Source organism: Streptococcus downii (assembly GCF_004353325.1).
Lineage (GTDB): Bacteria > Bacillota > Bacilli > Lactobacillales > Streptococcaceae > Streptococcus > Streptococcus downii.
In genome coordinates, this window is record NZ_MZNX01000009.1 from 468638 (window position 1) to 491195 (window position 22558).

A 22558-nucleotide genomic window follows, 5' to 3' on the forward strand; every position below is an offset into this window, starting at 1 on the left:
TTTTAATGATTTAGAAGGGAAAGTTATGAAATTAAAAAAATTGTGGCTCTATATTTTAACGCCACTTTTAGTTCTGTTTGGTTCTGCTACTTTGACAAATGCAGTCCAAGCAAAAGAGCTGACGAAGGTTATTACTAACGTGAGCATCTGGGAGGTTGATAATAGTAAGTTCTTACAATCTGATTCAAAAGGAGTTTACAATTTATCACCTCAAAAACACAGTTATGCAAACTATAAGTTTGCTACTGATTTCGATTTGAGCCAATATGATGGCAATCTGAATGATGGAGACACATTTACACTAACTGTGCCAGCTCCACTAACAGTCAAAGCCGAATCATTTGAGCTTAAAGACAAGGAAACGAATACAGCTGTAGGAGATGTTAAGGTCGTTTCTGATGGGGAAAATAAGGGTGGAAAGGTAACAATCACTTTAAAGAACTTGCAAGACTACCTTGCTAAAAAAGGAGGAGCTCAAGTTCAAGGTGTTAAAGGTACCTTCTATGTCGCTTTTAGTTCAAAGAAAGAACTAGAAGAACAGACTATCAATTTTAACAAGTCTGAAACTAAAAATGAAATCAGCCAAAAAGTTCGCTTTAAAAATGCTGCTGCCATAGATTATTCTGACGGAATTGGTAAAACAAACTTTAACAAATTCAGTGGAACCATCAGTAAAGAAAAATGGGATTCTCCTTTACTTGGTAAAAAAGGTGATTATCTTCATAATTGGAATGTCCGTGTGAATCCTAAACAAGCTGCCTATGATAAACTTGAAATCCACGACTGGGCAGACTCAGACTTTTCACCGATGCAGTTTATTCCAGAAACCTTGACGGTTACTGCTGGATGGTTTGATAAAACTTACACCTTACAAGATAAAACTGTACTACAAGCTGGAACAGATTACCAAATCAAGTGGAACGAATCGTATACAGATTTCACAATCACGATTTTGAACGCGAAGTCTATTACAAAAAATGGGAAACCTGCGGCTTATCTAATCCACTATGATTCGACCGCTCCTGGGGATGGAACCAAAGTTCAAAACAATGTTGAAGTTAAGGGAAATGATAAGGTTCTAACAACCAGAGATGATCAACAAGATACGATTGCGAAGCAAGTGGGAAATTCTACAGTTGCATCAGGTGGTACTATCCAACTGGAAACAGGTTATCGAATCACTCTATACAAGGTAGATGAAAAAACACAAGATCGTCTAAAAGGAGCAAAATTTAAAATTACCCCTCCGGACGGCGCTACTGTTAGCGAAAAAATCACTGAAACAGACGATAATGGTATTGCACAATCGCCAGTATTTTCAGAAGAGGATGTTAAGAAAGGTGAATTCACCATTACTGAGGTTGAAGCTCCTAAAGGTTACCAATTGGATTCTACTCCAATTAAGGTAACAGTCGGTAAAGAAGGTGTTATCAAAACAATCTCAAACAAACGCAACAGCACAAAAGCTCAAATTCAAGCAATTAAAAAATTGACTGGTCGAGCTATGAAAGCTGGAGAGTTTGAATTCGACTTGTTCGATGATAAGACAAACAAAGTTGTTGAAACAGTAACAAATGATGCGGAAGGAAATATCAGCTTTGCTGAATTGACATTTGACAAAGCTGGTACATACAACTACCACATCGTTGAGAAAAAAGCGAACACAACTGAAAAAGGTGTTACTTACGATGCCAACCCTGTTGGCGTTACAGTTACTGTAACAGCAGATGCTGAGGGCAAATTGTCTGCAGCTGTCGCTTACGAAAACGATGATAAGACTTTTGAAAATACATACGCTGTTGAGAAAACTTCAGCTCCTATTGAAGTAACAAAAGCTCTTTCAGGTCGTACCTTGAAAGCTGATGAGTTTGAGTTTGTATTGAAGAACGACGCAGATGGCTCAGAAGTTCAAAAAGTGAAGAACACTGCCGATGGCAAAGTGGCATTCGCTCCAATCGAATACACTGCAGCTGGTACTTACAAATACACTATCGTTGAAACTAACGCTGGACAAACTATTGACGGTGTAACATACGATAGTCTTGAAGTTAAAGTCACAGTAGAAGTTACAGACGATGGTGAAGGAAAACTTACTGCTAACGTAACTTACCCAGCGGACAAAGAATTCAACAACAGCTACGGAGCTTCAAAAACTCCAGCTACTCTTGCAGTTAAGAAAACACTTACTGGTCGTGAGTTGAAAGCTGATGAGTTTGAGTTTACTTTGACAGACCAAGACGGTAATGTGAAAGAAACAGTCAAGAATGACAAAGATGGAAACGTTAAGTTCTCAGTCTTGGAATTCGATAAAGCTGGAACTTTCACTTACAAGATTGCTGAAAAAGCTGGCACTGCTACAGGTATCACCTACGATACGAAAACAATCACAGCTACAGTAACTGTAGCGGATAACGGCAAAGGTGCCCTTGAAGCAACTGTTTCTTACGACGATGAAAAAGCATTCGAGAATACTTACACTCCAGCAGGAGCTACAAGTGTAACTCTTGGAGCTAAGAAAGTTCTTGAAGGTAAAGACCTTGAAGCAGGTAAATACAGCTTTGAATTGAAGAAGGAAGATGGAACTGTTGTTGAAACAGTGACAAACGCCGCAGACAGTACAGTGGCCTTCTCACCAATCTCATATGATGAGAGCCAGGTGGGAACTCACAAGTACACCATCTCTGAAGTTGCTGGAACTGAAACAGGAATCACTTACGATAAGACAGTTCAAGAAGTTGAAGTAACTGTTGAAAAAGTAAGCGCAACTGAATTGAAAGCAACTGCTTCAAAAGAAGCAAAAGATCTTGTATTTACAAACAAATACACTCCAGCCAAAACTGCAGTTCCTGTGAAGAAAGTATGGAACGATGCTAACAACCAAGATGGTAAACGTCCATCTTCTATCACAGTTAAATTGCTTGCAGACGGTCAAGACACTGGTGAAACACTTACATTGAATGAAGCAAACGGTTGGGCTGGAAGCTTCACAAACCTTGATGCTGATAAAGGCGGAACACCTATCAAGTATACTGTAGTAGAAGTAAGTGTTACTGGTTATACTTCTGACGTTGCTGGTGGCGCTGCATCAGGATTCACTATCACAAATAGCTATTCTCCAGAAACAGTTGATGTAAAAGCAACTAAGAACTGGGATGACGCGAACAACCAAGACGGCAAACGTCCAACTAAGATTACAATCAATCTTTTAGCAGACGGTCAGAAAGTCGCATCAAAAGAAGTTCAAGCAGCCACAGACGGAACTTGGACTGCTACATTCGAAAAATTAGCAAAATATAAAGCTGGTAAAGAAATCAAATACACTGTAACAGAAGAAGCCGTAGCAGAATACGAATCAACTATTACAGACTTTACCATCACAAACAAATATGCACCAAAAGAAATCGACTACAAGGTAACAAAAGTATGGAACGACGCGAACAACCAAGACGGCAAACGTCCTGAGTCCGTAACCGTTCAACTTTATAAAAAAGTAGGAAATGCGGATCCAGTAGCCGTTGAAGGTAAGAAATTGACCTTGACAGCTAAGGATAAGACAGACGCTAACACTTGGGTAGCATCATTCACAAATCTTCCACAATACGAAGCTGGTAAAGAAATCACTTACTCTATCGATGAAGTAGATGTACCAGCTGGCTATAAAGCCTCTGTAACTGGTCAAGTAGTGACAAACAATTACACACCAGATACAGTTATCCTTTCAGGAACTAAGGTTTGGAAAGATAACAACAACCAAAGCGGCAAACGTGCAGATAAAGTGAAAGTTCAAATTCTTAATGGCGATAAAGTCGTTCAAGAAATTGAAGTTTCAGAAAAAACTGGTTGGAAGTTTGAATCTAAAAAACTTCCTAAGTATGAAAATGGTCAAGAAATCAAGTACACTGTCAAAGAAGTGGCTGTGAAAGAATATACCTCAACAGTTACTACTGACAAAGATGGTAAGTACACAGTTACCAATGAATACACACCAGTGAAAACATCTGTAAAAGGTCATAAGATCTGGAAAGGTGATGAAAACCATAAAGACGCTCGTCCATCTTCTATCACTGTGAAACTTCTTGCGGATGGTAAAGATACTGGTAAAACTGCAATAGCTTCAGAAGCAAGTGGTTGGACTTATGAGTTTACTGGTCTTGAGCGTTATAAAGATACTAAAGATACAGAAATCAAGTACTCTGTAGAAGAAGTACCGGTTGAAGGTTATTCATCTAAAGTAGAAGGCCTCAATATCACAAATACATACGTTCCAGAAGAACCAACACCAGGTGAACCAAATGAACCAGGAAAACCAGGACAAAAACCTCAACTTCCTAACACTGGTGAAAAAGCATCTAATGTAGCAGTAGTTGCAGGACTTGCTTTGATGGCAGTGACTGGTGGATTGTACTTTGTAAGCCGTAAAAATAAATAATCTCTAGATGAGAGTTGATTTTCAGTTAGTTCTTAGGAAGTAATTGGAAAGGAAATAGTCCAGAACAATTGTTCTGGACTATTCTTTTATCTTGAAAAATATGGAAGGCTTTTTAATCGTTCGAGTAGGGGACGACCAATGAAACTAATGGCAATGATCTTACCAAGATCAGGAAGGATAAAGGGAAGGACACCGACAGCTAGTGCCTGATCAAATGGCATACCAGCTAGGAAGTGGAGGCTGAGAATGCCTCCGACAAAGACGAGGGAGTCACCCAAGAGGTTGGCTAGGAAAATGCGAATGTAGCCACTATTTTGATGGATGAGATAAGATGTAAGTCCAGCATAGATAAGGTCGAACCAAAGATAACCTGCACTTGGGCCGACTAAAACGTGAAATCCAGCCCCTCCCCCTGCAAAAACAGGTAAACCAATGGCACCCAGCAAGAGATAGAGAGCTACAGATAGAACAGCTTCTCTGGGTCTAAAAACAGTAGCAATCAGACCGATCGCAAAGTTTTGCAGAGTGAAGGGGACAGGACCGATAGGGAGACTGATTTGTGCCAATACGGCGATGAGAGCAGCACCGATAGCAGGGATAGCATAGATATGAGCTTTTTCCAAAACTGTTAACCTCTTTTCGAAATTATAGTAACTATTATACTAATTCAGAAGGAAAAGTCAACTTATTTTTTATGAAGAGGTAACAAACCTGTAACAGCCGATTTTGCATGTAAAAAGAGAGCTCAAGAAGTCTCTTTCGATAATTAGCGCATGGTCACAAATTCTTCAGAAGCAGTTGGGTGGATAGCTACTGTAGCATCAAAGTCGGCCTTGGTCGCTCCCATTTTGATGGCAACAGCAAATCCTTGAATCATTTCATCTACTCCGTAACCGAGTCCGTGAAGGCCAACAACTTTTTCGTCAGCACCGGCGGTGATGAGTTTGAAGCGAGATTCTTGACGATGGCTTGTAACGGCAGAGTACATAGATGCAAAGCTTGATTTGTAGACTTTAATGTTATCTTGGCCGTATTCTTTGATAGCTTGATCCTCAGTTAAACCAACGGTTCCGATTGCTGGGTGGGAGAAGACAACAGTAGGGATAGTCGTGTAGTCCATCTTGGCATTTGTTTTCCCGTTGAAGAGGCGCTCAGATAGGGTACGTCCTGCCTTGATAGCTACTGGGGTCAGTTCTTTCTCTCCAGTAACGTCCCCAAGGGCATAGATGCCATCTACAACTGTATTTTGATACTCATCCACTTGGATAAATCCACGTTGGTTGAGTGTGACGCCAGCTTTTTCTAACTCCAGACCGTCTACATTTGGACGGCGACCGGTAGCCCAGATAACTTGGCTGGCAGTGTGACTAGAACCGTCTTCAAAATGAATGGTAATACCTTCCTCCGTTTCTTCGAGCTTGACGGGTACCTTATGCGTGTGCAAAGGTAGGCCTGTTTTTTCCATTTCATTGACAAGACCTTCAACGATGTAGTTGTCAAAAGTGCGCAAGGGACGATCGCGACGCACAAACAAATCCGTTTTTACTCCTAGTGCGTGGAGAACACCAGCTAATTCAACAGCAATATAGCCAGCACCAAGAATCGCAACAGATTCAGGAAGTTGTTCCCAAGCAAAGACATCGTCTGAGCTACCACCGAGTTCAGCTCCAGGGATAGTTGGGATGCTTGGACGAGCGCCAGTCGCAATCACGATATGCTTGGCACGAATCAATTCACCATTGACGCTGACGGTGTTAGCATCAACAAAATGAGCACGACCTTCAATCAAATCAACACCGTTGCGTTTGAAACTTCCATCATAAGACGAGCGGGCACGGTCGATGTAGGCTTCACGATTTTGACGAAGTTTAGCAAAATCAAATTGAACATCTGAACTTGTAAAACCATAGTCAGGGCCATAGTGGTAGAAGCTTTCAGCGATTTGCGCTCCATACCACATGATTTTCTTAGGAACACAGCCAACGTTGACACAAGTTCCACCTAATTTTTTCTCTTCGATAACAGCTGCTTTAGCACCGTGTTCGCCAGCTCGGTTCATAGTGGCAATGCCGCCGCTTCCTCCACCGATAGCGATGATATCATATTCTCTCATAGAAAACTCCTTATAGCTTTGATAGTCATATTCTATCGTTTTTATTTTTTGAATGCAAAAATCTGCTACGCCCTAAAGAAATAGCAGAAATCACTTGCTAAATATAGAAATAAGGTGTATGATGTTACTAGTACAATTTCGCATAAATCAAATGGAAACAAGGCATGTTTCCTGAATTGTTCTCTTTTCTCTCTGAACAATCATTGTTTAGAGTAGGTAAATTTGCTATAATAGTCTTTGTATTGAAAATAAAATAGGAGTTTTGTGATGAAGGGGAATAAGAAAACTAAAAAATGGCAACTATACACAGCTATTGGTGCTGCAAGTATTATTATAACCAGTGCAGCGGGTATTTTGCTATTTAGACAGCCCTCTCAGGCTGCCGGTAAGGATGACACATCGCGTCTCGTAGTCGCAAAGGAAGGAACAGTTGCATCCTCTGTTCTTTTATCTGGTACTGTCACCGCAAAAAATGAACAATATGTTTATTTGGATGCAAGTAAGGGTGAGGTGGATGAAATCTTGGTTTCTGTTGGAGATAAGGTTGACAAAGGACAAGCGATCGTAAAATACAACAGCACAGAAGCGCAATCTGCTTATGATGCAGCTAACCGTGCCATAGCCAAGGCTGATCGTCGTATCAATGACCTGAAGGAATCACGAAACAACACTCTAGCTGATTCGGAAGAATATGATGATGGAGCACAGGGTTCTTCTGTCTCTTCCATTGATTCTCAGATTAGTGATGCTCGTGATAGTCGTGCTGATGCAGAGGCGCAACTTAAAAAGGCGCAGGCCCAATTGGACGCAACAAAGGTTTTGAGTACGCTAGAAGGTACAGTTGTAGAAGTTAATCGCAATGTATCAAAGTCCACAACTGTTGCAAATCAAGTGATGGTTCATGTAGTAAGTAACGACAATCTACAAGTCAAGGGAGAACTTTCTGAGTACAATCTTGCCAATCTTTCTGTTGGCCAAGAAGTGACCTTCTCTTCTAAAGTTTACCAAGATAAAACTTGGACAGGGAAGATCAGCTTTATTTCAGCTTACCCTAAAAATAGTGGAGAAGGAACGAATGCTATAACTGGGGGGAATACTGGTTCTAAATATCCTTATACGATTGAAGTAACGAGTGAGATTGGTGATTTGAGACCAGGTTTTACCGTTAGTGTTGAGGTTAAAAGTGACAAGAAATCAATCCTCGTACCCTTAACCAGTGTCATTACTGAAGACGGAAAAAACTACGTTTGGGTTGTTGACGAAGAGAATAAGGCTAAGAAAATCGAAGTTAGCCTAGGAAATGCTGACGCAGAAAACCAAGAGATCACATCTGGTTTGACAGACGGAACCAAAGTCATCAGTAATCCAACGACTTCCTTGGAAGAAGGAAAAGAGGTGAAGGCTGATGAAACAACTAATTAGTCTAAAAAACATCTGCCGGAGCTATCAAAATGGCGAACAGGAACTGCAGGTCTTGAAAAATATTAATTTGGAGATTGGCGAAGGGGAATTTGTTGCCATTATGGGACCATCTGGCTCGGGTAAATCTACTCTGATGAATACCATCGGAATGCTGGACACCCCAACTAGCGGCGAATACTATCTAGAAGGTCAAGAAGTGGCCCGTCTAGGTGAAAAGCAGTTGGCACAGGTACGTAACCAACAAATTGGCTTTGTCTTTCAACAGTTCTTTCTTTTGTCAAAGATGGATGCTGTTCAAAATGTTGAGTTACCCTTGATTTATGCAGGAGTTCCAGCTGCCCAACGTCGCAAGTTGGCAGAGGAATATCTGAGTAAAGTAGAGTTGACTGATCGTATTCATCACCTTCCTTCGGAGTTGTCTGGCGGTCAAAAACAACGGGTGGCCATTGCGCGTGCTCTTGTTAACGATCCCTCAATCATCCTAGCTGATGAACCAACAGGCGCCTTGGATACGAAAACAGGAAGCCAAATCATGGAACTCTTGGTTGAGTTAAATGAAGAAGGCAAGACGATTATTATGGTAACGCACGAGCCCGAAATTGCAGCCTATGCAAAACGCCAGATTGTAATCCGTGATGGAGTTATTTCGTCTGATAGCGCTCGTTTGGAAGGAAAGGAGAACTAAGATGCAAAATCTGAAATTTGCCTTTTCATCTATTATGGCACACAAGATGCGCTCCTTTTTGACCATGATTGGCATTATCATCGGAGTCTCTTCAGTAGTTGTCATCATGGCTTTAGGGGACTCTATGTCTCGTCAGGTCAATAAAAATATGACAAAATCTCAGAAAAATATTCAGGTGTTTTTCTCACCAATTAAAAGTAAGGACGGTTCTTTTACACAAAAGCAATCTGCACTGACACTATCTGGTAAAGAAGATGTTCACGTAGAACCACCTAAAACACAGGAATCGTGGGTTAAGGAAGCTGCCAAACTAAAAGGTGTAGATGGCTATTATGTGACTAATAGTACAAATGTTACTTTGACCTATAAGGATAAAAAGGTAGAGAGAGCAAGTCTGACAGGTGGAAATATGACTTATATGTCTGCTGTAGAAAATAAAATTATTGCAGGTAGGGATCTGAGAGAACAAGATTACCGAGATTTTGCAAGTGTGATTTTGCTAGATGAAGAACTCGCTAAAAGTCTTTTTGACTCGCCTCAGGCAGCACTCAATCAAATCATTTCAGCCAATGGATATAGCTATCGTGTGATTGGTGTTTACTCTAGTCCTGCTGTTAAAAGTGCTAAGATGTTTGGTGTAGGTGGTTTACCGATTACAACCAATGCTTCTGTAGCAGCTAATTTTAATGTAGAGGAAATTTCTAATATTGTCTTTCGTGTGAATGATACGAGTCTAACTCCGACTTTGGGGCCAGAACTCGCACGCAAGATGACAGAAATTGCAGGAGTACAGCAGGGAGAATATCAGGTTGTAGACGAAACCGCCGCTTTTGCAGAGGTTCAGCAAATCTTTGGTTTTATGACCGCTATTATTAGTGCTATCGCAGGAATCTCTCTCTTTGTGGGAGGGACTGGAGTTATGAATATTATGCTGGTTTCTGTAACGGAGCGTACTCGTGAGATTGGTCTTCGTAAAGCATTGGGAGCTACACGGGCTAATATCTTGGTACAGTTTTTGATTGAGTCCATGATTTTGACCTTATTAGGTGGTCTTATCGGACTTGTTAGTGCAGCAGGCTTGACCGCACTAGCAGGAGCCTTGCTAAAAAATATGATGGAAGGAATAGAAATTGGTGTCTCGCTACCGATTGCTCTCTTTAGCTTGGCTGTTTCGGCCAGCGTTGGTATGATCTTTGGGGTCTTACCAGCCAATAAAGCGTCTAAGCTTGATCCAATTGAAGCCCTTCGCTATGAATAAGATAAACAAGATGGACACTTGTCTATCTTGTTTTTGTATGGATTTTCCTATCGAAAATCACTAAAAATATGATATAATGAAGTGTTAGAAAAACAGGTTTCATTTGCCTGGAAAGGAAAAGTTATGTCTGAAAAGAATTTTTATATTACAACACCGATTTACTATCCATCTGGTAAACTTCATATCGGTTCTGCCTACACAACCATCGCCTGTGATGTCCTAGCACGTTACAAACGCCTTATGGGGTACGATGTCTTTTATTTGACAGGTCTTGACGAGCATGGTCAAAAGATCCAACAGAAAGCAGAAGAAGCTGGTATTACACCACAAGCTTATGTTGATGGGATGGCAGTTGGAGTCAAAGAACTCTGGAAATTACTAGATATCTCATACGATAAATTTATCCGTACAACTGATGATTACCATGAAAAAGTTGTGGCTCAGGTCTTTGAACGCTTGCTTGCTCAAGATGATATCTACTTGGGTGAATATTCTGGCTGGTATTCAGTATCAGATGAGGAATTCTTTACAGAAAGCCAGCTTGCAGAAGTTTTCCGTGACGAAGCTGGAAATGTGACGGGCGGTATCGCTCCATCAGGCCACGAGGTCGAATGGGTTTCTGAAGAATCTTATTTCCTTCGCCTCAGCAAATACCAAGACCGACTGGTTGAATTTTTCAAATCTCACCCTGACTTCATCACTCCTGATGGTCGCCTCAATGAAATGTTGCGTAACTTCATCGAGCCAGGTTTGGAAGACTTAGCCGTATCTCGTACAACCTTTACTTGGGGTGTGCCAGTACCATCTAATCCAAAACACGTAGTTTATGTTTGGATTGATGCCCTTCTCAACTATACGACTGCTCTTGGTTACGGTCAAGACGATTATGCTAACTACGACAAGTTCTGGAATGGAACGGTCTTCCACATGGTAGGGAAAGACATCCTTCGTTTCCACTCAATCTACTGGCCAATCCTTCTTATGATGTTGGATATGAAACTCCCAGATCGTTTGATTGCCCATGGTTGGTTTGTCATGAAAGACGGCAAGATGTCTAAGTCTAAAGGTAATGTCGTTTATCCTGAAATGTTAGTAGAACGTTATGGGCTTGATCCACTTCGTTACTACCTCATGCGTAGCCTTCCAGTTGGTTCAGATGGAACCTTCACTCCAGAAGACTATGTAGGCCGTATCAACTATGAATTGGCCAATGACCTTGGAAATCTCCTAAACCGTACGATTTCTATGATTAACAAGTACTTTGATGGGCAAATTCCAGCCTATGTAGAAGGTGTGACAGAATTTGACAATGTTCTTGCTCAGGTAGCTACTGAATCAATTGCTGATTACCATACACACATGGAAGCAGTTGACTACCCACGTGCTTTAGAAGCAGTTTGGACGCTTATCTCACGTACCAACAAATACATTGATGAGACAGCTCCATGGGTCTTGGCCAAGGATGAAGCTCTTCGTGACCAATTGGCAAGTGTCATGAGCCACTTGGCAGCCAGCCTTCGTATCGTAGCTCACTTGATTGAACCATTTATGATGGAAACTAGTCGTGCGGTCATGACTCAACTTGGCTTGGAAGAAGTGGCGAGTCTTGAGAACTTGAACTTGGCTGACTTTCCTGCAGGTGTGACAGTAGTTGCCAAAGGAACCCCAATCTTCCCACGTCTGGATATGGAAGAAGAAATCGCCTATATCAAGGAACAAATGGAAGGTAATAAACCAGCAGTCGAAAAGGAATGGAATCCAGATGAAGTCGAACTCAAACTAAACAAGGAAGAAATCAAGTTTGAAGACTTCGACAAGGTTGAAATCCGTGTCGCAGAAGTCAAAGAAGTTTCTAAAGTAGAAGGTTCTGATAAGTTGCTTCAATTCCGCCTCGATGCTGGTGATGGTGAAGATCGTCAAATCCTCTCAGGAATTGCAAAATACTATCCAAACGAACAAGAATTGGTCGGCAAGAAAGTCCAAATCGTTGCCAACCTCAAACCACGCAAGATGATGAAAAAATATGTCAGCCAAGGGATGATTCTCTCAGCTGAACATGATGGCAAATTAACCCTTCTCACAGTTGATCCAGCTGTACCAAACGGAAGTGTGATTGGGTAAAAGCAAAAAACCAACGTTAGGCACGTTGGTTTTTCTTGTTATGTGTGAGATTTTCTAAGAAGTTGTCTATCTCCTTTTGCGACCTGAGAACAATTATTTTCTCTGGATAGGTTTCTTGAACCCGCTGATAACGTTCCTTAGCGGATTTGCTCCGTCCATCCCAGAGAATCCATCTGATAAAGTTCCAGTCAAAGCGTTCAGGGCAGCCTGCTGCCATGCTTTCTCTGACCTTGCCTCGGTATGTGAGATACCGTTTAAAGGCTCGAAAGAGACAAGTCCATGGGGAAAAGTTGAGAAAGATGATTTGGTCAGCTTCCTGCATTCTTTCCTCGTAATAGCACCAAGAGTAGTTGCCATCGATGACCCAGTCTGAGTGACTAGTGAGGAAGTTTTTCATCTCAGTTTCCATCCAATTGCGGTCACTGTCTTGCCAACCAGGCTGAAATTGGAGAGTATCCATATGCAGTTTGGGGATGGAGTAGTAGTTTGATAACTTCTCAGCTAGAGTTGACTTACCAGCTCCAGAATATCCGATGATTGCGATTTTCATTTTCTACCTTTTCTTATTAGAGGACAAAAAAACAGCCTCAATGGACTGTTTCTTATTTAGCAAGTTTAGCTGAAAGACGAGCTTTATCGCGGCTTGCTTTGTTTTTATGAATCAAACCTTTAGTTTCTGCTTTGTCGATAGCTGAGCTAGCAGCACGGAAAAGTTCTTCAGAAGGGTTTGCTTCGAAAGCTTTGATAGCAGTACGCATAGCTGATTTTTGAGCTGAGTTTTTTTCGTTTTGTTTAACGTTCAATTCAGCGCGTTTGATAGCTGATTTAATGTTTGCCAATGTTCTTACCTCCATATTTACTAACTATACCATTATATCTGAAAACTCAGATTTTGACAAGGGGAAATTATTTTTTTAGGTAAATTTCATCGATTTCATGGTTTTTAGCCTTGTGGAGAATGATCTCGGCACGATTCCTTGTCGGTTCGATATAGTTTTGTAGATTTATTAGATTAATGCTGGTCCAGATCTGATGAGCGAAGGCTTCGACCTCTCCAATCGGCATTTGCGTAAAGCGGTGGTAGTAGCTGTTGGGATCATTTTGGGCAAAGCTGAGGAGTTTTAAGAAACGATCCAGATACCAACCTTCAATGTCTTCGACAGCAGCATCCACATAGATGGAGAAATCAAAGAAATCAGTGATGTAAAGGCGCTCATTTTGAGGATTTTGGAAGACATTGATTCCTTCGACAATGACAAAATCAGCAGCTTTGACCCGTTGTTTTTCCCCAGGAACGATGTCATACACTTCATGAGAATAGACTGGAATATCGACATCCTGTCCATTTTTTAAGCGATCAAGAAAATTCAGTAAGGCTTCCATGCCATAACTCTCTGGAAAACCTTTGCGATTTAAGATACCTTGCTCAATTAAAGTTTGGTTGGGATAGAGAAATCCATCCGTTGTCACTAGTTCTACAGTAGCATCGGCAAGTGTACGGGAGAGAAGGATTTGTAGGAGGCGACTAGTGGTCGATTTCCCCACAGCAACACTACCCGAAACCCCAATAATAAAAGGTTGGGGCTTGCTATCTCTTTGAAGAAAGATTTCTTTTGAGAAAGACAAATCTTCTTTGGCTTTTTTATAGATATGGATAAGGTGAACCAGTGGCAGATAGATGTCTGTCACATCTTGTAGGCTGATTTGGTCGTTAAAACTCTTGATGGAGTCCAGTTCTTCTTCCGTCAAGGGAGGAGTTGTTTTGCGATGCAAGGACTGCCAGGTTTGGCGGCTGATTTTCTCAAAATGTAAAAATTCGTTGGTCATAATTTTTCCTCGTTCGATATCTTAGTATATCATATTTCGTAGTCAAAGAGAGAATGAAATTCGATATTTATCATTCTGATTCTTGAAAGTTGCTATAAGTTGCCTCTAACAGGGAAAAATAGAGTGAAAAATACAAAGATCATTTAATTATTATCATAACAGATTTAGTTTGTTTGTTGAATTTCAGCTTTGTAAACGATTTAACATTTCACTAAAATATGGTAAAATAGTTTCATGAGTAAAATGTATTATGCAGAAAATCCTGACGCTGCTCACGACATTCATGAGTTGAGAGTGGAGCTGTTGGGACAAAAAATGACCTTTTTGACGGATGCGGGTGTTTTTAGCAAGAAAATGGTCGACTTTGGGAGTCAGCTTTTATTGAAGTGTCTAGAGGTTAACAAAGGAGAAACGGTCCTTGATGTAGGCTGTGGATATGGTCCCTTAGGGCTTTCTTTGGTCAAGGTTTATGGAGTTCAGGCAACCATGGTCGATATCAATAATCGTGCCTTGGACCTAGCGCGACAAAATGCTGAGAGAAACCAAGTTTCAGCGACGATTTTCCAATCCAATATCTATGAACAAGTTGAAGGGAAGTTTGACCATGTTATTTCCAATCCGCCGATTCGAGCGGGTAAACAAGTTGTTCATGAGATTATCGAAAAGAGCAGAGATTTCTTGAAAGACGGAGGAGATTTGATCATCGTCATTCAGAAAAAACAGGGGGCTCCTAGTGCTAAAAGTAAGATGGAAGACGTTTTTGGAAATTGTGAAATCGTAAAGAAAGATAAGGGATACTATATCCTTAGAAGTGTGAAAGAATGAGAGCAGTTGATTTAATCCAAAAAAAACGAGATGGTCAAGAACTGACTGCAGCTGAAATCAAATGGCTGGTAGAAGGCTATGTGGCTGGAACTGTTCCAGATTATCAAATGTCTGCCTTTGCTATGGCTGTTTATTTCAAAGGAATGACCACACGTGAGATTTCTGACCTGACCATGAATATGGTTGAGACAGGTCAGGAGTTTGATTTGTCAGCCATAGATGGTATCAAAGTAGATAAACACTCGACAGGTGGTGTTGGTGATAAGGTGACCTTGATTTTAGCTCCTTTAGTAGCCAGCTTTGGTGTACCGGTTGCAAAAATGAGTGGTCGTGGACTAGGACACACTGGCGGAACCTTAGATAAGTTAGAAGCGATCAAGGGCTACCAAGTTGAGCGTAGTCAAGAGGATTTTATCAAACAGGTTCAAGATATTGGTGTATCCGTCATTGGTCAGTCTGACCAGCTGGTTAAAGCAGACAAACTTCTCTATGCGCTTCGTGATGTGACAGCGACTGTCGACACTATTCCTTTGATTGCTAGTTCTGTCATGAGTAAGAAAATCGCTGCTGGAGCGGATGCCATTTTGCTAGATGTAACGGTCGGTGAGGGTGCCTTCATGAAGACTGTTGATGAGGCGCGCGAATTGGCTCAAACCATGGTGGAACTTGGTAAGGCTGTTGGTCGAAAGACAGTAGCAGTCATTACCGATATGAGTCAGCCCTTGGGAAGAGCCATTGGCAATCGTCTCGAAATCCTTGAGGCGATCGAGATTCTTCAAGGAAAAGGCCGAGAAGATATTAGTCACTTTATCTGCGAATTGGCTCAGATTATGCTTGGCTTGGCTGATGTTGAGAAAACGATTGAGGAAATCCGTCAACATCTTGATAATGGCCAAGCACTGGCTAAGTTTGAAGAAATGGTAGTAGCACAAGGCGGTGATTTAGATGATCTCTATCGCCCCGTCAAAGTTGACCATGTGGTGGAAGTCCCTGCTCAAGAAACGGGTGTTATTTCAGCTCTTCCAGCTATGGAATTTGGGCTCTATGCCATGAGACTAGGAGCCGGTCGTGCAGTCAAGTCTGATGACTTGGACTATGAAACAGGGATTGTTTTTGAAAAGAAAGTTGGAGACTCCGTTCAAAAAGGAGAAATTGTTGCAAAAGTTTATACAAATGGAAAAATTTCTTCTGAACTAGTTACAGAATTTCAAAAATATGTTAAAATAAATGATGGAGTGCAAAGTTTACGAGAAATTATAGAAATTATCTCATAAAATCAGGGAGAATCCGAATATGAAGTTAAATAAATATATTGATCATACGCTTTTAAAGCAAGATGCAAGCCAAGAACAAATTGATCGTTTGCTATCTGAAGCGCGTGAGTATGACTTTGCCAGCGTTTGTGTCAATCCCACATGGGTGAAACATGCGAACATAGGACTTGATGGTTCAGATGTAAAGGTTTGTACAGTAGTAGGTTTTCCTTTGGGAGCAACAACTTCAGCTGTGAAAGCTTTTGAAACAAAAGAAGCTGTTCAAAACGGTGCAGATGAGATTGATATGGTTATCAATGTTGGTGCCCTCAAATCAGGCAATCTTGATTTAGTTGAGTCGGACATCCGTGCTGTTGTAGAAGCAAGTGGTGACAAGTTGGTTAAGGTTATTATTGAAGCCTGCTTGTTGACAGACGATGAAAAGGTTGTGGCCTGCCAATTATCCCAGAAAGCAGGCGCTGACTTTGTCAAAACATCAACTGGATTTTCAACTGGTGGTGCCACTATTGAGGATGTTCAGTTGATGCGCAAAACAGTCGGGCCAGATATGGGTGTTAAGGCGGCTGGTGGAGCGCGTTCATATGCAGATGCTGTCGCTTTTGTGGAAGCAGGCGCTACCCGTATCGGAACATCTGCTGGCGTTGCGATTTTAAAAGGAGAATTGGCAGATGGCGACTACTGAGTTGATTGAACTAGCAATTGAAACCAGCAAACAAGCCTATGTCCCCTATTCTCACTTTCCCATCGGAGCTGTTTTAGTAGCCAAGGATGGTAGTATTTATACGGGTGTGAACATCGAGAATGCTAGTTATCCCTTGACTAATTGTGGAGAGCGTACCGCTATTTTCAAAGCAGTTTCGGAGGGACAACGGAAATTTTCAGAATTGATTGTCTACGGACAAACTGAAAAACCTATCTCGCCATGTGGTGCTTGCCGCCAGGTCATGGTTGAATTTTTTGAACAAGATCTAAAAGTGACTTTAGTCGCTAAAGATAAATCGACGGTCGAGATGACGGTCGGGGAGTTACTTCCATACTCATTTACAGACTTAAACTAGTCTGAGTCACTCTCTGAGTGACGTGGTCCTTGTGGCCAACCAATCCATACTTGCAACATCGTTGCACATCTTATTTAGGAGGTTCAGTAATGAACAAGAAACAATGGCTAGGCCTTGGTCTAGTTGCAGTGGCAGCAGTTGGACTTGCTGCATGTGGTAACCGCTCTTCTCGTAACGCAGCTTCATCTTCATCTGAAATGAAGACCAAAGCAGCGATCGTAACAGATACTGGTGGTGTTGATGATAAATCATTTAACCAATCAGCTTGGGAAGGTTTGCAAGACTGGGGTAAAGAACACAATCTTTCTAAAGATAAAGGCTTTACTTATTTCCAATCAACAAGTGAAGCAGACTATGCTAACAACTTGCAACAAGCGGCTGGAAGTTACAACCTGATCTTCGGTGTTGGTTTTGCACTTCACAATGCAGTTGAAGAGGCAGCAAAAGACCACTCTGACTTAAACTATGTCTTGATTGATGATGTGATCAAAGATCAAAAGAATGTTGCGAGCGTAACATTTGCTGATAACGAAGCAGCTTACCTTGCTGGTGTTGCAGCAGCTAAAACAACTAAAACAAAACAAGTTGGTTTTGTAGGTGGTATCGAATCTGAGGTTATTTCACGTTTCGCTGCTGGATTTAAGGCTGGTGTTGAGTCAGTAGACCCATCTATCAAAGTACAAGTTGACTACGCTGGTTCATTTGGTGATGCTGCCAAAGGTAAAACAATTGCAGCAGCTCAATACGCTGCAGGTGCAGACGTTGTCTACCAAGCAGCTGGTGGTACAGGTGCTGGTGTCTTTGCTGAAGCAAAATCTTTGAACGAAAGCAAAAATGAAAATGAAAAAGTTTGGGTTATTGGTGTAGACCGTGACCAAGCAGCAGAAGGTAAATACACTTCTAAAGATGGTAAAGAATCAAACTTCGTTCTTGTATCTACATTGAAACAAGTTGGTACAACTGTAAAAGATATTGCCAACAAAACAGAAAAAGGTGAATTCCCTGGTGGACAAGTTATCGTCTACTCATTGAAAGATAAAGGGGTTGACTTGGCAGTAACAAACCTTTCAGAAGAAGGTAAAAAGGCTGTCGAAGATGTAAAAGCTAAAATCCTTGACGGAAGTGTAAAAGTTCCTGAAAAATAATGGATAAAAGTCATTTCTTAGGAAGCGGCCATCGGTCGCTTCTTTAAGAATTGAGGCAATTTTTGTCTCAATAGAGCTTGTTAATGTGATTAGCAGGTTTTATTGAAATAAAATAAACCTCTGAAAGGAAGAGCATATGGCACACGAAAATGTCATTGAGATGCGGGATATCACCAAGGTGTTTGGTGAATTTGTAGCAAACGACAAGATCAATTTGCAACTGCGAAAAGGTGAAATCCATGCACTTTTAGGAGAAAATGGAGCGGGTAAATCCACTCTGATGAATATGCTGGCAGGACTTCTTGAGCCAACTAGTGGTGAAATTGCGGTGAATGGTCAAGTTGTCAAACTAGATTCACCTTCTAAAGCTGCTAGTCTAGGAATTGGGATGGTTCACCAACATTTTATGTTGGTTGAAGCTTTTACAGTAGCTGAAAATATCATTTTGGGGAGTGAAATCACTAAAAATGGTGTGCTAGATATAGCTGAAGCTACTAAAGAAATCAAGGCTCTTTCTGAACGTTATGGTTTGGCAGTGGATCCTGCTGCTAAGGTGGCGGACATTTCCGTTGGTGCCCAACAACGTGTAGAAATCTTAAAAACACTTTATCGTGGTGCTGATATCCTTATCTTTGACGAACCTACAGCTGTATTGACTCCTTCTGAGATTGACGAGTTGATGGCTATCATGAAAAACCTTGTCAAAGAAGGAAAATCCATTATTTTGATTACCCATAAACTGGATGAAATTCGTGCGGTATCCAATCGAGTGACGGTTATCCGTCGTGGTAAATCAATCCAGACGGTTGAGATTGCTGGAGCTACCAATGCTGATTTGGCAGAAATGATGGTAGGACGCTCTGTCTCCTTTAAAACGGAGAAACAGGCACCACAACCCAAAGAAGTGGTCTTGTCTATCAAAGACTTGGTTGTCAATGAAAACCGCGGTGTACCAGCAGTAAAAAATCTATCCTTGGATGTTCGTGCTGGTGAAATTGTCGGTATTGCAGGTATTGATGGCAATGGTCAATCTGAACTCATTCAAGCCATTACAGGTCTTCGTAAGGTTGAGTCTGGTAGTATTGAATTAAAAGGCAAATCAATCGTGGGAATGCACCCACGACAAATTACGGAACTCAGTGTAGGGCATGTTCCTGAAGACCGTCACCGTGATGGCTTGATTTTGGAGATGATGATTTCAGAAAATATCGCTCTTCAAACCTACTACAAAGAACCACTCAGTAAGAATGGTATTTTGAACTATGCGAATATCACTTCACATGCAAAGCAATTAATGGAAGAATTTGATGTCCGTGCGGCAAGCGAATTTGTTCCAGCAGCAGCTCTTTCAGGAGGAAATCAACAAAAAGCGATTATTGCTCGTGAGATTGATCGTGATCCTGAACTCCTTATCGTCAGCCAACCAACTCGTGGTTTGGATGTCGGTGCCATTGAGTACATTCACAAACGCTTGATTGAAGAACGTGATAACGGGAAAGCTGTGCTTGTTGTCAGCTTTGAATTGGATGAGATTTTAAATGTCTCAGATCGAATTGCTGTTATTCATGATGGTAAGATTCAAGGTATTGTATCGCCAGAAACGACTAACAAACAAGAACTTGGTGTCTTGATGGCTGGTGGAGACTTGGGAAAGGAGAAGAGTGATGTCTAAAAAATTACAACAAATTTCGGTTCCCTTGATTTCCGTATTCTTAGGAATCTTGCTCGGAGCAATTGTCATGTGGATCTTCGGCTACGATGCTATCTGGGGTTATGAGGAGCTGTTTTATACAGCTTTTGGTAGCCTTCGTGGGATTGGGGAAATTTTCCGTGCCATGGGACCTCTAGTATTGATTGGTCTTGGTTTTGCCGTTGCTAGTCGGGCAGGTTTCTTTAACGTTGGTTTGCCAGGTCAAGCTCTAGCAGGATGGATTCTCAGCGGTTGGTTTGCCTTGTCGCATCCAGACATGCCACGTCCAATGTTGATTTTAGCGACTGTAGTGATTGCTCTGATCGCAGGTGGAATTGTTGGTGCGATTCCAGGTATTCTCAGAGCTTATCTCGGTACGTCAGAGGTTATCGTAACCATTATGATGAACTACATTGTATTGTATGTAGGGAACGCCTTTATTCATTCTTTCCCGAAAGACTTTATGCAAAGTACAGACTCAACGATTCGTGTGAGTGCCAATGCTAGTTACCAGACACCATGGTTATCTGAGTTGACTGGCAATTCTCGGATGAATATCGGTATCTTCTTTGCTATCATTGCTGTTGGGGTGATTTGGTTCTTGCTTAAGAAAACGACTCTCGGTTTTGAAATCCGTGCAGTTGGTCTCAATCCCCATGCTTCAGAGTACGCTGGTATTTCAGCAAAACGTACAATCATCCTATCAATGATTATCTCTGGTGCCTTGGCTGGTCTTGGTGGAGCGGTCGAAGGACTTGGAACCTTCCAAAACGTTTACGTTCAGGGGTCATCATTAGCTATCGGATTTAACGGGATGGCAGTTAGTTTGCTTGCTGGAAATTCACCAATTGGAATTCTCTTTGCAGCCTTCTTATTTGGAGTTTTGCAAGTAGGAGCACCGGGTATGAACGCAGCGCAAGTTCCGTCTGAGCTTGTTAGCATTGTAACAGCGTCTATTATCTTCTTTGTCAGCGTTCACTACATTATCGAACGCTTTGTCAAACCTAAAAAACAAGTTAAAGGAGGTAAGTAAGGATGTCTATTATAACATTACTCACCCTCTTGGTCTCTTCTATGCTGATTTACTCAGCACCACTTATTTTTACGAGTATCGGGGGAGTTTTCTCTGAACGTGGTGGTGTCGTTAACGTTGGTCTTGAAGGAATTATGGTTATGGGAGCCTTTTCTGGAGTTGTCTTTAACCTTGAATTTGCAGAACAACTTGGAGCAGCGACCCCTTGGATTTCCTTGTTAGTTGCTGGTATCGTGGGAGCTATTTTCTCCCTCATCCATGCAGTCGCTACAGTTCATTTCCGTGCGGACCATGTTGTCAGTGGTACAGTATTGAACTTGATGGCTCCTGCCCTAGCGGTTTTCTTGGTTAAAGTTCTTTATAACAAAGGACAAACGGATAACTTAAGCCAAACTTTTGGACGTTTTGATTTCCCAGTTTGGGCTGATATCCCAGTGATTGGAGATATCTTCTTCAAGTCAACCAGTCTACTAGGTTATATCGCGATTGCCTTCTCTTTCCTTGCTTGGTTTATCCTCTTCAAGACCCGCTTTGGTCTTCGCCTTCGCTCTGTTGGTGAACACCCTCAGGCAGCGGATACCTTGGGGATCAATGTCTACAAGATGCGATATCTTGGGGTTATTATTTCAGGTTTCCTAGGGGGAATTGGTGGAGCGATTTATGCTCAATCCATTTCAGTTAACTTCTCAGTGACAACTATTGTCGGTCCTGGCTTTATCGCTCTTGCTGCGATGATCTTTGGTAAATGGAATCCAATCGGTGCTATGCTTTCTAGTCTCTTCTTTGGACTTTCACAAAGTTTGGCAGTTATCGGTTCTCAATTGCCTTTCCTACAAGGAGTGCCAGCGGTTTACCTTCAAATCGCCCCTTATGTCTTGACCATTCTTGTCTTAGCAGCCTTCTTTGGAAAAGCAGTTGCGCCTAAGGCAGACGGTATCAACTACATCAAGTCAAAATAAGCATACAAAAAAACGTCAGTTTCAAACTGGCGTTTTATTTGTTAGGATTTTGATGGGTTAGGTTCAATCCCCAAGGGACGAGATTTTCAGTTTTATTTTTGATACGTGTGATATTATCCTTGTGACGAATGATAATCAAGCTAGCAAGTGCTAGGATAATCAAAATGAAGAGAGGGTCATAGCTGTTTAGGATAAATCTAAATAGTGGAAAAAGGAGAACTCCGATAACGGCTGCAATAGAAGCAGTAACGCTAGACAGTGAAATCATACTACCTAGATAGAGGCTTCCAAAGAATACGACTGCTAGGTAGAGGCAGAAGACAGGCGCAAAACCGAAAATCACACCTGCACTTGTTGCGACAGCCTTGCCCCCCTTAAAGCCTGCAAAGATAGGGAAGGTATGTCCAATGACAGCCAAAAGTCCAAAGACGAGAGGTGAGATTCCTTGCAGTTGGAAGAGAATCGGAAGCAGAGTGGCCAAGGTTCCTTTGAAAAAGTCAATCACAAAGGTTGCCACACCTGCTTTTTTTCCTAAAATACGGAAAGTATTGGTCGTTCCGGTGTTTCCAGAACCATGTTCACGCAGATTTGTTTGAAAGAAAATTTGTCCAATCCATAGACCAGACGGAATCGAACCTAGTAGATAAGCTAGAATTAATAATACAAATGTCATCATAGACCTATTATACCATGAAATGCTGTGGAAAGTCAGAGAATAT

General features: G+C 41.5%; 19 protein-coding genes. 13 read left to right on the forward strand and 6 right to left on the reverse strand.

The genetic code is table 11. The features are described 5' to 3' along the window. Window positions 1-25: 25 nt before the first annotated feature. Window positions 26-4429 carry a Cna B-type domain-containing protein gene (locus E2R31_RS08615; protein ID WP_132973978.1) on the forward strand — a complete coding sequence of 1468 codons (4404 nt, stop codon included), beginning with the start codon at window positions 26-28 and terminating at the stop codon, window positions 4427-4429. An 86-nt stretch (window positions 4430-4515) separates the two neighbouring features. On the opposite strand, the gene E2R31_RS08620 is transcribed toward E2R31_RS08615, so the two are convergent. Together E2R31_RS08620 and gor are read right to left on the reverse strand one after the other, a co-directional pair. After that, window positions 4516-5052 carry a biotin transporter BioY gene (locus tag E2R31_RS08620; RefSeq protein WP_057489201.1) on the reverse strand — a complete coding sequence of 179 codons (537 nt, stop codon included), beginning with the start codon at window positions 5050-5052 and terminating at the stop codon, window positions 4516-4518. Between the two features lie 143 nt (window positions 5053-5195). Further along, a complete protein-coding gene (gene gor, locus E2R31_RS08625; protein WP_084926026.1) occupies window positions 5196-6542 on the reverse strand; it encodes a glutathione-disulfide reductase in 1347 nt (448 codons plus the stop codon). Window positions 6543-6809: 267 nt separating this feature from the next. On the opposite strand from gor, the gene E2R31_RS08630 reads away from it, so the two are divergent. From E2R31_RS08630 to metG, 4 genes are all read left to right on the forward strand, one after another. Then, window positions 6810-7964, forward strand: a complete 1155-nt coding sequence (locus E2R31_RS08630; RefSeq protein ID WP_132973980.1) for an efflux RND transporter periplasmic adaptor subunit — start codon at window positions 6810-6812, stop codon at window positions 7962-7964. Continuing rightward, window positions 7948-8649, forward strand: a complete 702-nt coding sequence (locus tag E2R31_RS08635) for an ABC transporter ATP-binding protein (protein WP_132973982.1) — start codon at window positions 7948-7950, stop codon at window positions 8647-8649. The genes E2R31_RS08630 and E2R31_RS08635 overlap by 17 nt, the downstream gene beginning before the upstream one ends. 1 nt (window position 8650) lies before the next feature. Beyond that, on the forward strand, window positions 8651-9907 hold the full coding sequence (locus E2R31_RS08640) for an ABC transporter permease (RefSeq protein WP_132973984.1): 1257 nt from the start codon (window positions 8651-8653) through the stop codon (window positions 9905-9907). 123 nt (window positions 9908-10030) lie between these two features. Further along, a complete protein-coding gene (metG, locus tag E2R31_RS08645; RefSeq protein ID WP_132973986.1) occupies window positions 10031-12028 on the forward strand; it encodes a methionine--tRNA ligase in 1998 nt (665 codons plus the stop codon). 16 nt (window positions 12029-12044) lie between these two features. On the opposite strand, the gene E2R31_RS08650 is transcribed toward metG, so the two are convergent. The 3 genes from E2R31_RS08650 to coaA form a co-directional block, all read right to left on the reverse strand. Beyond that, window positions 12045-12578: a DNA topology modulation protein gene (locus E2R31_RS08650; protein ID WP_132973987.1), complete on the reverse strand. Its 534-nt coding sequence runs from the start codon at window positions 12576-12578 to the stop codon at window positions 12045-12047. A 52-nt stretch (window positions 12579-12630) separates the two neighbouring features. Then, window positions 12631-12867 (reverse strand): 30S ribosomal protein S20, encoded by a 237-nt coding sequence (gene rpsT, locus E2R31_RS08655; protein ID WP_001274000.1) that lies wholly within the window; start codon window positions 12865-12867, stop codon window positions 12631-12633. A gap of 67 nt (window positions 12868-12934) precedes the next feature. Then, a complete protein-coding gene (gene coaA, locus E2R31_RS08660; RefSeq protein WP_125449356.1) occupies window positions 12935-13855 on the reverse strand; it encodes a type I pantothenate kinase in 921 nt (306 codons plus the stop codon). Between the two features lie 234 nt (window positions 13856-14089). Here coaA and E2R31_RS08665 point away from each other — a divergent pair, with 234 nt between their 5' ends. The 8 genes from E2R31_RS08665 to E2R31_RS08700 all read left to right on the forward strand — a co-directional run bounded on the left by E2R31_RS08665 (window position 14090) and on the right by E2R31_RS08700 (window position 21839). Further along, window positions 14090-14680, forward strand: a complete 591-nt coding sequence (locus tag E2R31_RS08665) for a class I SAM-dependent methyltransferase (protein ID WP_132973989.1) — start codon at window positions 14090-14092, stop codon at window positions 14678-14680. Beyond that, a complete protein-coding gene (locus E2R31_RS08670; RefSeq protein ID WP_132973991.1) occupies window positions 14677-15954 on the forward strand; it encodes a pyrimidine-nucleoside phosphorylase in 1278 nt (425 codons plus the stop codon). The genes E2R31_RS08665 and E2R31_RS08670 overlap by 4 nt, the downstream gene beginning before the upstream one ends. 19 nt (window positions 15955-15973) lie before the next feature. Next, window positions 15974-16636, forward strand: coding sequence for a deoxyribose-phosphate aldolase (deoC, locus tag E2R31_RS08675; protein WP_132973993.1), 663 nt, complete (start codon window positions 15974-15976; stop codon window positions 16634-16636). After that, window positions 16623-17012 carry a cytidine deaminase gene (locus E2R31_RS08680; RefSeq protein WP_038805410.1) on the forward strand — a complete coding sequence of 130 codons (390 nt, stop codon included), beginning with the start codon at window positions 16623-16625 and terminating at the stop codon, window positions 17010-17012. The genes deoC and E2R31_RS08680 overlap by 14 nt, the downstream gene beginning before the upstream one ends. An 89-nt stretch (window positions 17013-17101) precedes the next feature. Then, window positions 17102-18157, forward strand: coding sequence for a BMP family lipoprotein (locus tag E2R31_RS08685; protein ID WP_132973995.1), 1056 nt, complete (start codon window positions 17102-17104; stop codon window positions 18155-18157). Between the two features lie 136 nt (window positions 18158-18293). Continuing rightward, a complete protein-coding gene (locus tag E2R31_RS08690; protein ID WP_132973997.1) occupies window positions 18294-19829 on the forward strand; it encodes an ABC transporter ATP-binding protein in 1536 nt (511 codons plus the stop codon). Next, a complete protein-coding gene (locus tag E2R31_RS08695) occupies window positions 19822-20880 on the forward strand; it encodes an ABC transporter permease (protein ID WP_000038676.1) in 1059 nt (352 codons plus the stop codon). The genes E2R31_RS08690 and E2R31_RS08695 overlap by 8 nt, the downstream gene beginning before the upstream one ends. Window positions 20881-20882: 2 nt before the next feature. After that, a complete protein-coding gene (locus tag E2R31_RS08700) occupies window positions 20883-21839 on the forward strand; it encodes an ABC transporter permease (protein WP_132973999.1) in 957 nt (318 codons plus the stop codon). Between the two features lie 34 nt (window positions 21840-21873). On the opposite strand, the gene plsY is transcribed toward E2R31_RS08700, so the two are convergent. Further along, window positions 21874-22515, reverse strand: a complete 642-nt coding sequence (plsY, locus tag E2R31_RS08705) for a glycerol-3-phosphate 1-O-acyltransferase PlsY (protein WP_132974001.1) — start codon at window positions 22513-22515, stop codon at window positions 21874-21876. Window positions 22516-22558 lie beyond the last annotated feature (43 nt).

What these genes read in the sequence shown, in the direction of transcription:
- E2R31_RS08650 (WP_132973987.1), bottom strand. Translation starts at nt 12,578, where the DNA reads ATGAAAATCGCAATCATCGGATATTCTGGAGCTGGTAAGTCAACTCTA.
- E2R31_RS08670 (WP_132973991.1), top strand. Translation starts at nt 14,677, where the DNA reads ATGAGAGCAGTTGATTTAATCCAAAAAAAACGAGATGGTCAAGAACTG.
- gor (WP_084926026.1), bottom strand. Translation starts at nt 6,542, where the DNA reads ATGAGAGAATATGATATCATCGCTATCGGTGGAGGAAGCGGCGGCATT.
- E2R31_RS08685 (WP_132973995.1), top strand. Translation starts at nt 17,102, where the DNA reads ATGAACAAGAAACAATGGCTAGGCCTTGGTCTAGTTGCAGTGGCAGCA.
- E2R31_RS08630 (WP_132973980.1), top strand. Translation starts at nt 6,810, where the DNA reads ATGAAGGGGAATAAGAAAACTAAAAAATGGCAACTATACACAGCTATT.
- E2R31_RS08635 (WP_132973982.1), top strand. Translation starts at nt 7,948, where the DNA reads ATGAAACAACTAATTAGTCTAAAAAACATCTGCCGGAGCTATCAAAAT.
- E2R31_RS08615 (WP_132973978.1), top strand. Translation starts at nt 26, where the DNA reads ATGAAATTAAAAAAATTGTGGCTCTATATTTTAACGCCACTTTTAGTT.
- E2R31_RS08640 (WP_132973984.1), top strand. Translation starts at nt 8,651, where the DNA reads ATGCAAAATCTGAAATTTGCCTTTTCATCTATTATGGCACACAAGATG.
- E2R31_RS08680 (WP_038805410.1), top strand. Translation starts at nt 16,623, where the DNA reads ATGGCGACTACTGAGTTGATTGAACTAGCAATTGAAACCAGCAAACAA.
- coaA (WP_125449356.1), bottom strand. Translation starts at nt 13,855, where the DNA reads ATGACCAACGAATTTTTACATTTTGAGAAAATCAGCCGCCAAACCTGG.
- E2R31_RS08665 (WP_132973989.1), top strand. Translation starts at nt 14,090, where the DNA reads ATGAGTAAAATGTATTATGCAGAAAATCCTGACGCTGCTCACGACATT.
- metG (WP_132973986.1), top strand. Translation starts at nt 10,031, where the DNA reads ATGTCTGAAAAGAATTTTTATATTACAACACCGATTTACTATCCATCT.
- deoC (WP_132973993.1), top strand. Translation starts at nt 15,974, where the DNA reads ATGAAGTTAAATAAATATATTGATCATACGCTTTTAAAGCAAGATGCA.
- E2R31_RS08695 (WP_000038676.1), top strand. Translation starts at nt 19,822, where the DNA reads ATGTCTAAAAAATTACAACAAATTTCGGTTCCCTTGATTTCCGTATTC.
- plsY (WP_132974001.1), bottom strand. Translation starts at nt 22,515, where the DNA reads ATGATGACATTTGTATTATTAATTCTAGCTTATCTACTAGGTTCGATT.
- E2R31_RS08700 (WP_132973999.1), top strand. Translation starts at nt 20,883, where the DNA reads ATGTCTATTATAACATTACTCACCCTCTTGGTCTCTTCTATGCTGATT.
- E2R31_RS08690 (WP_132973997.1), top strand. Translation starts at nt 18,294, where the DNA reads ATGGCACACGAAAATGTCATTGAGATGCGGGATATCACCAAGGTGTTT.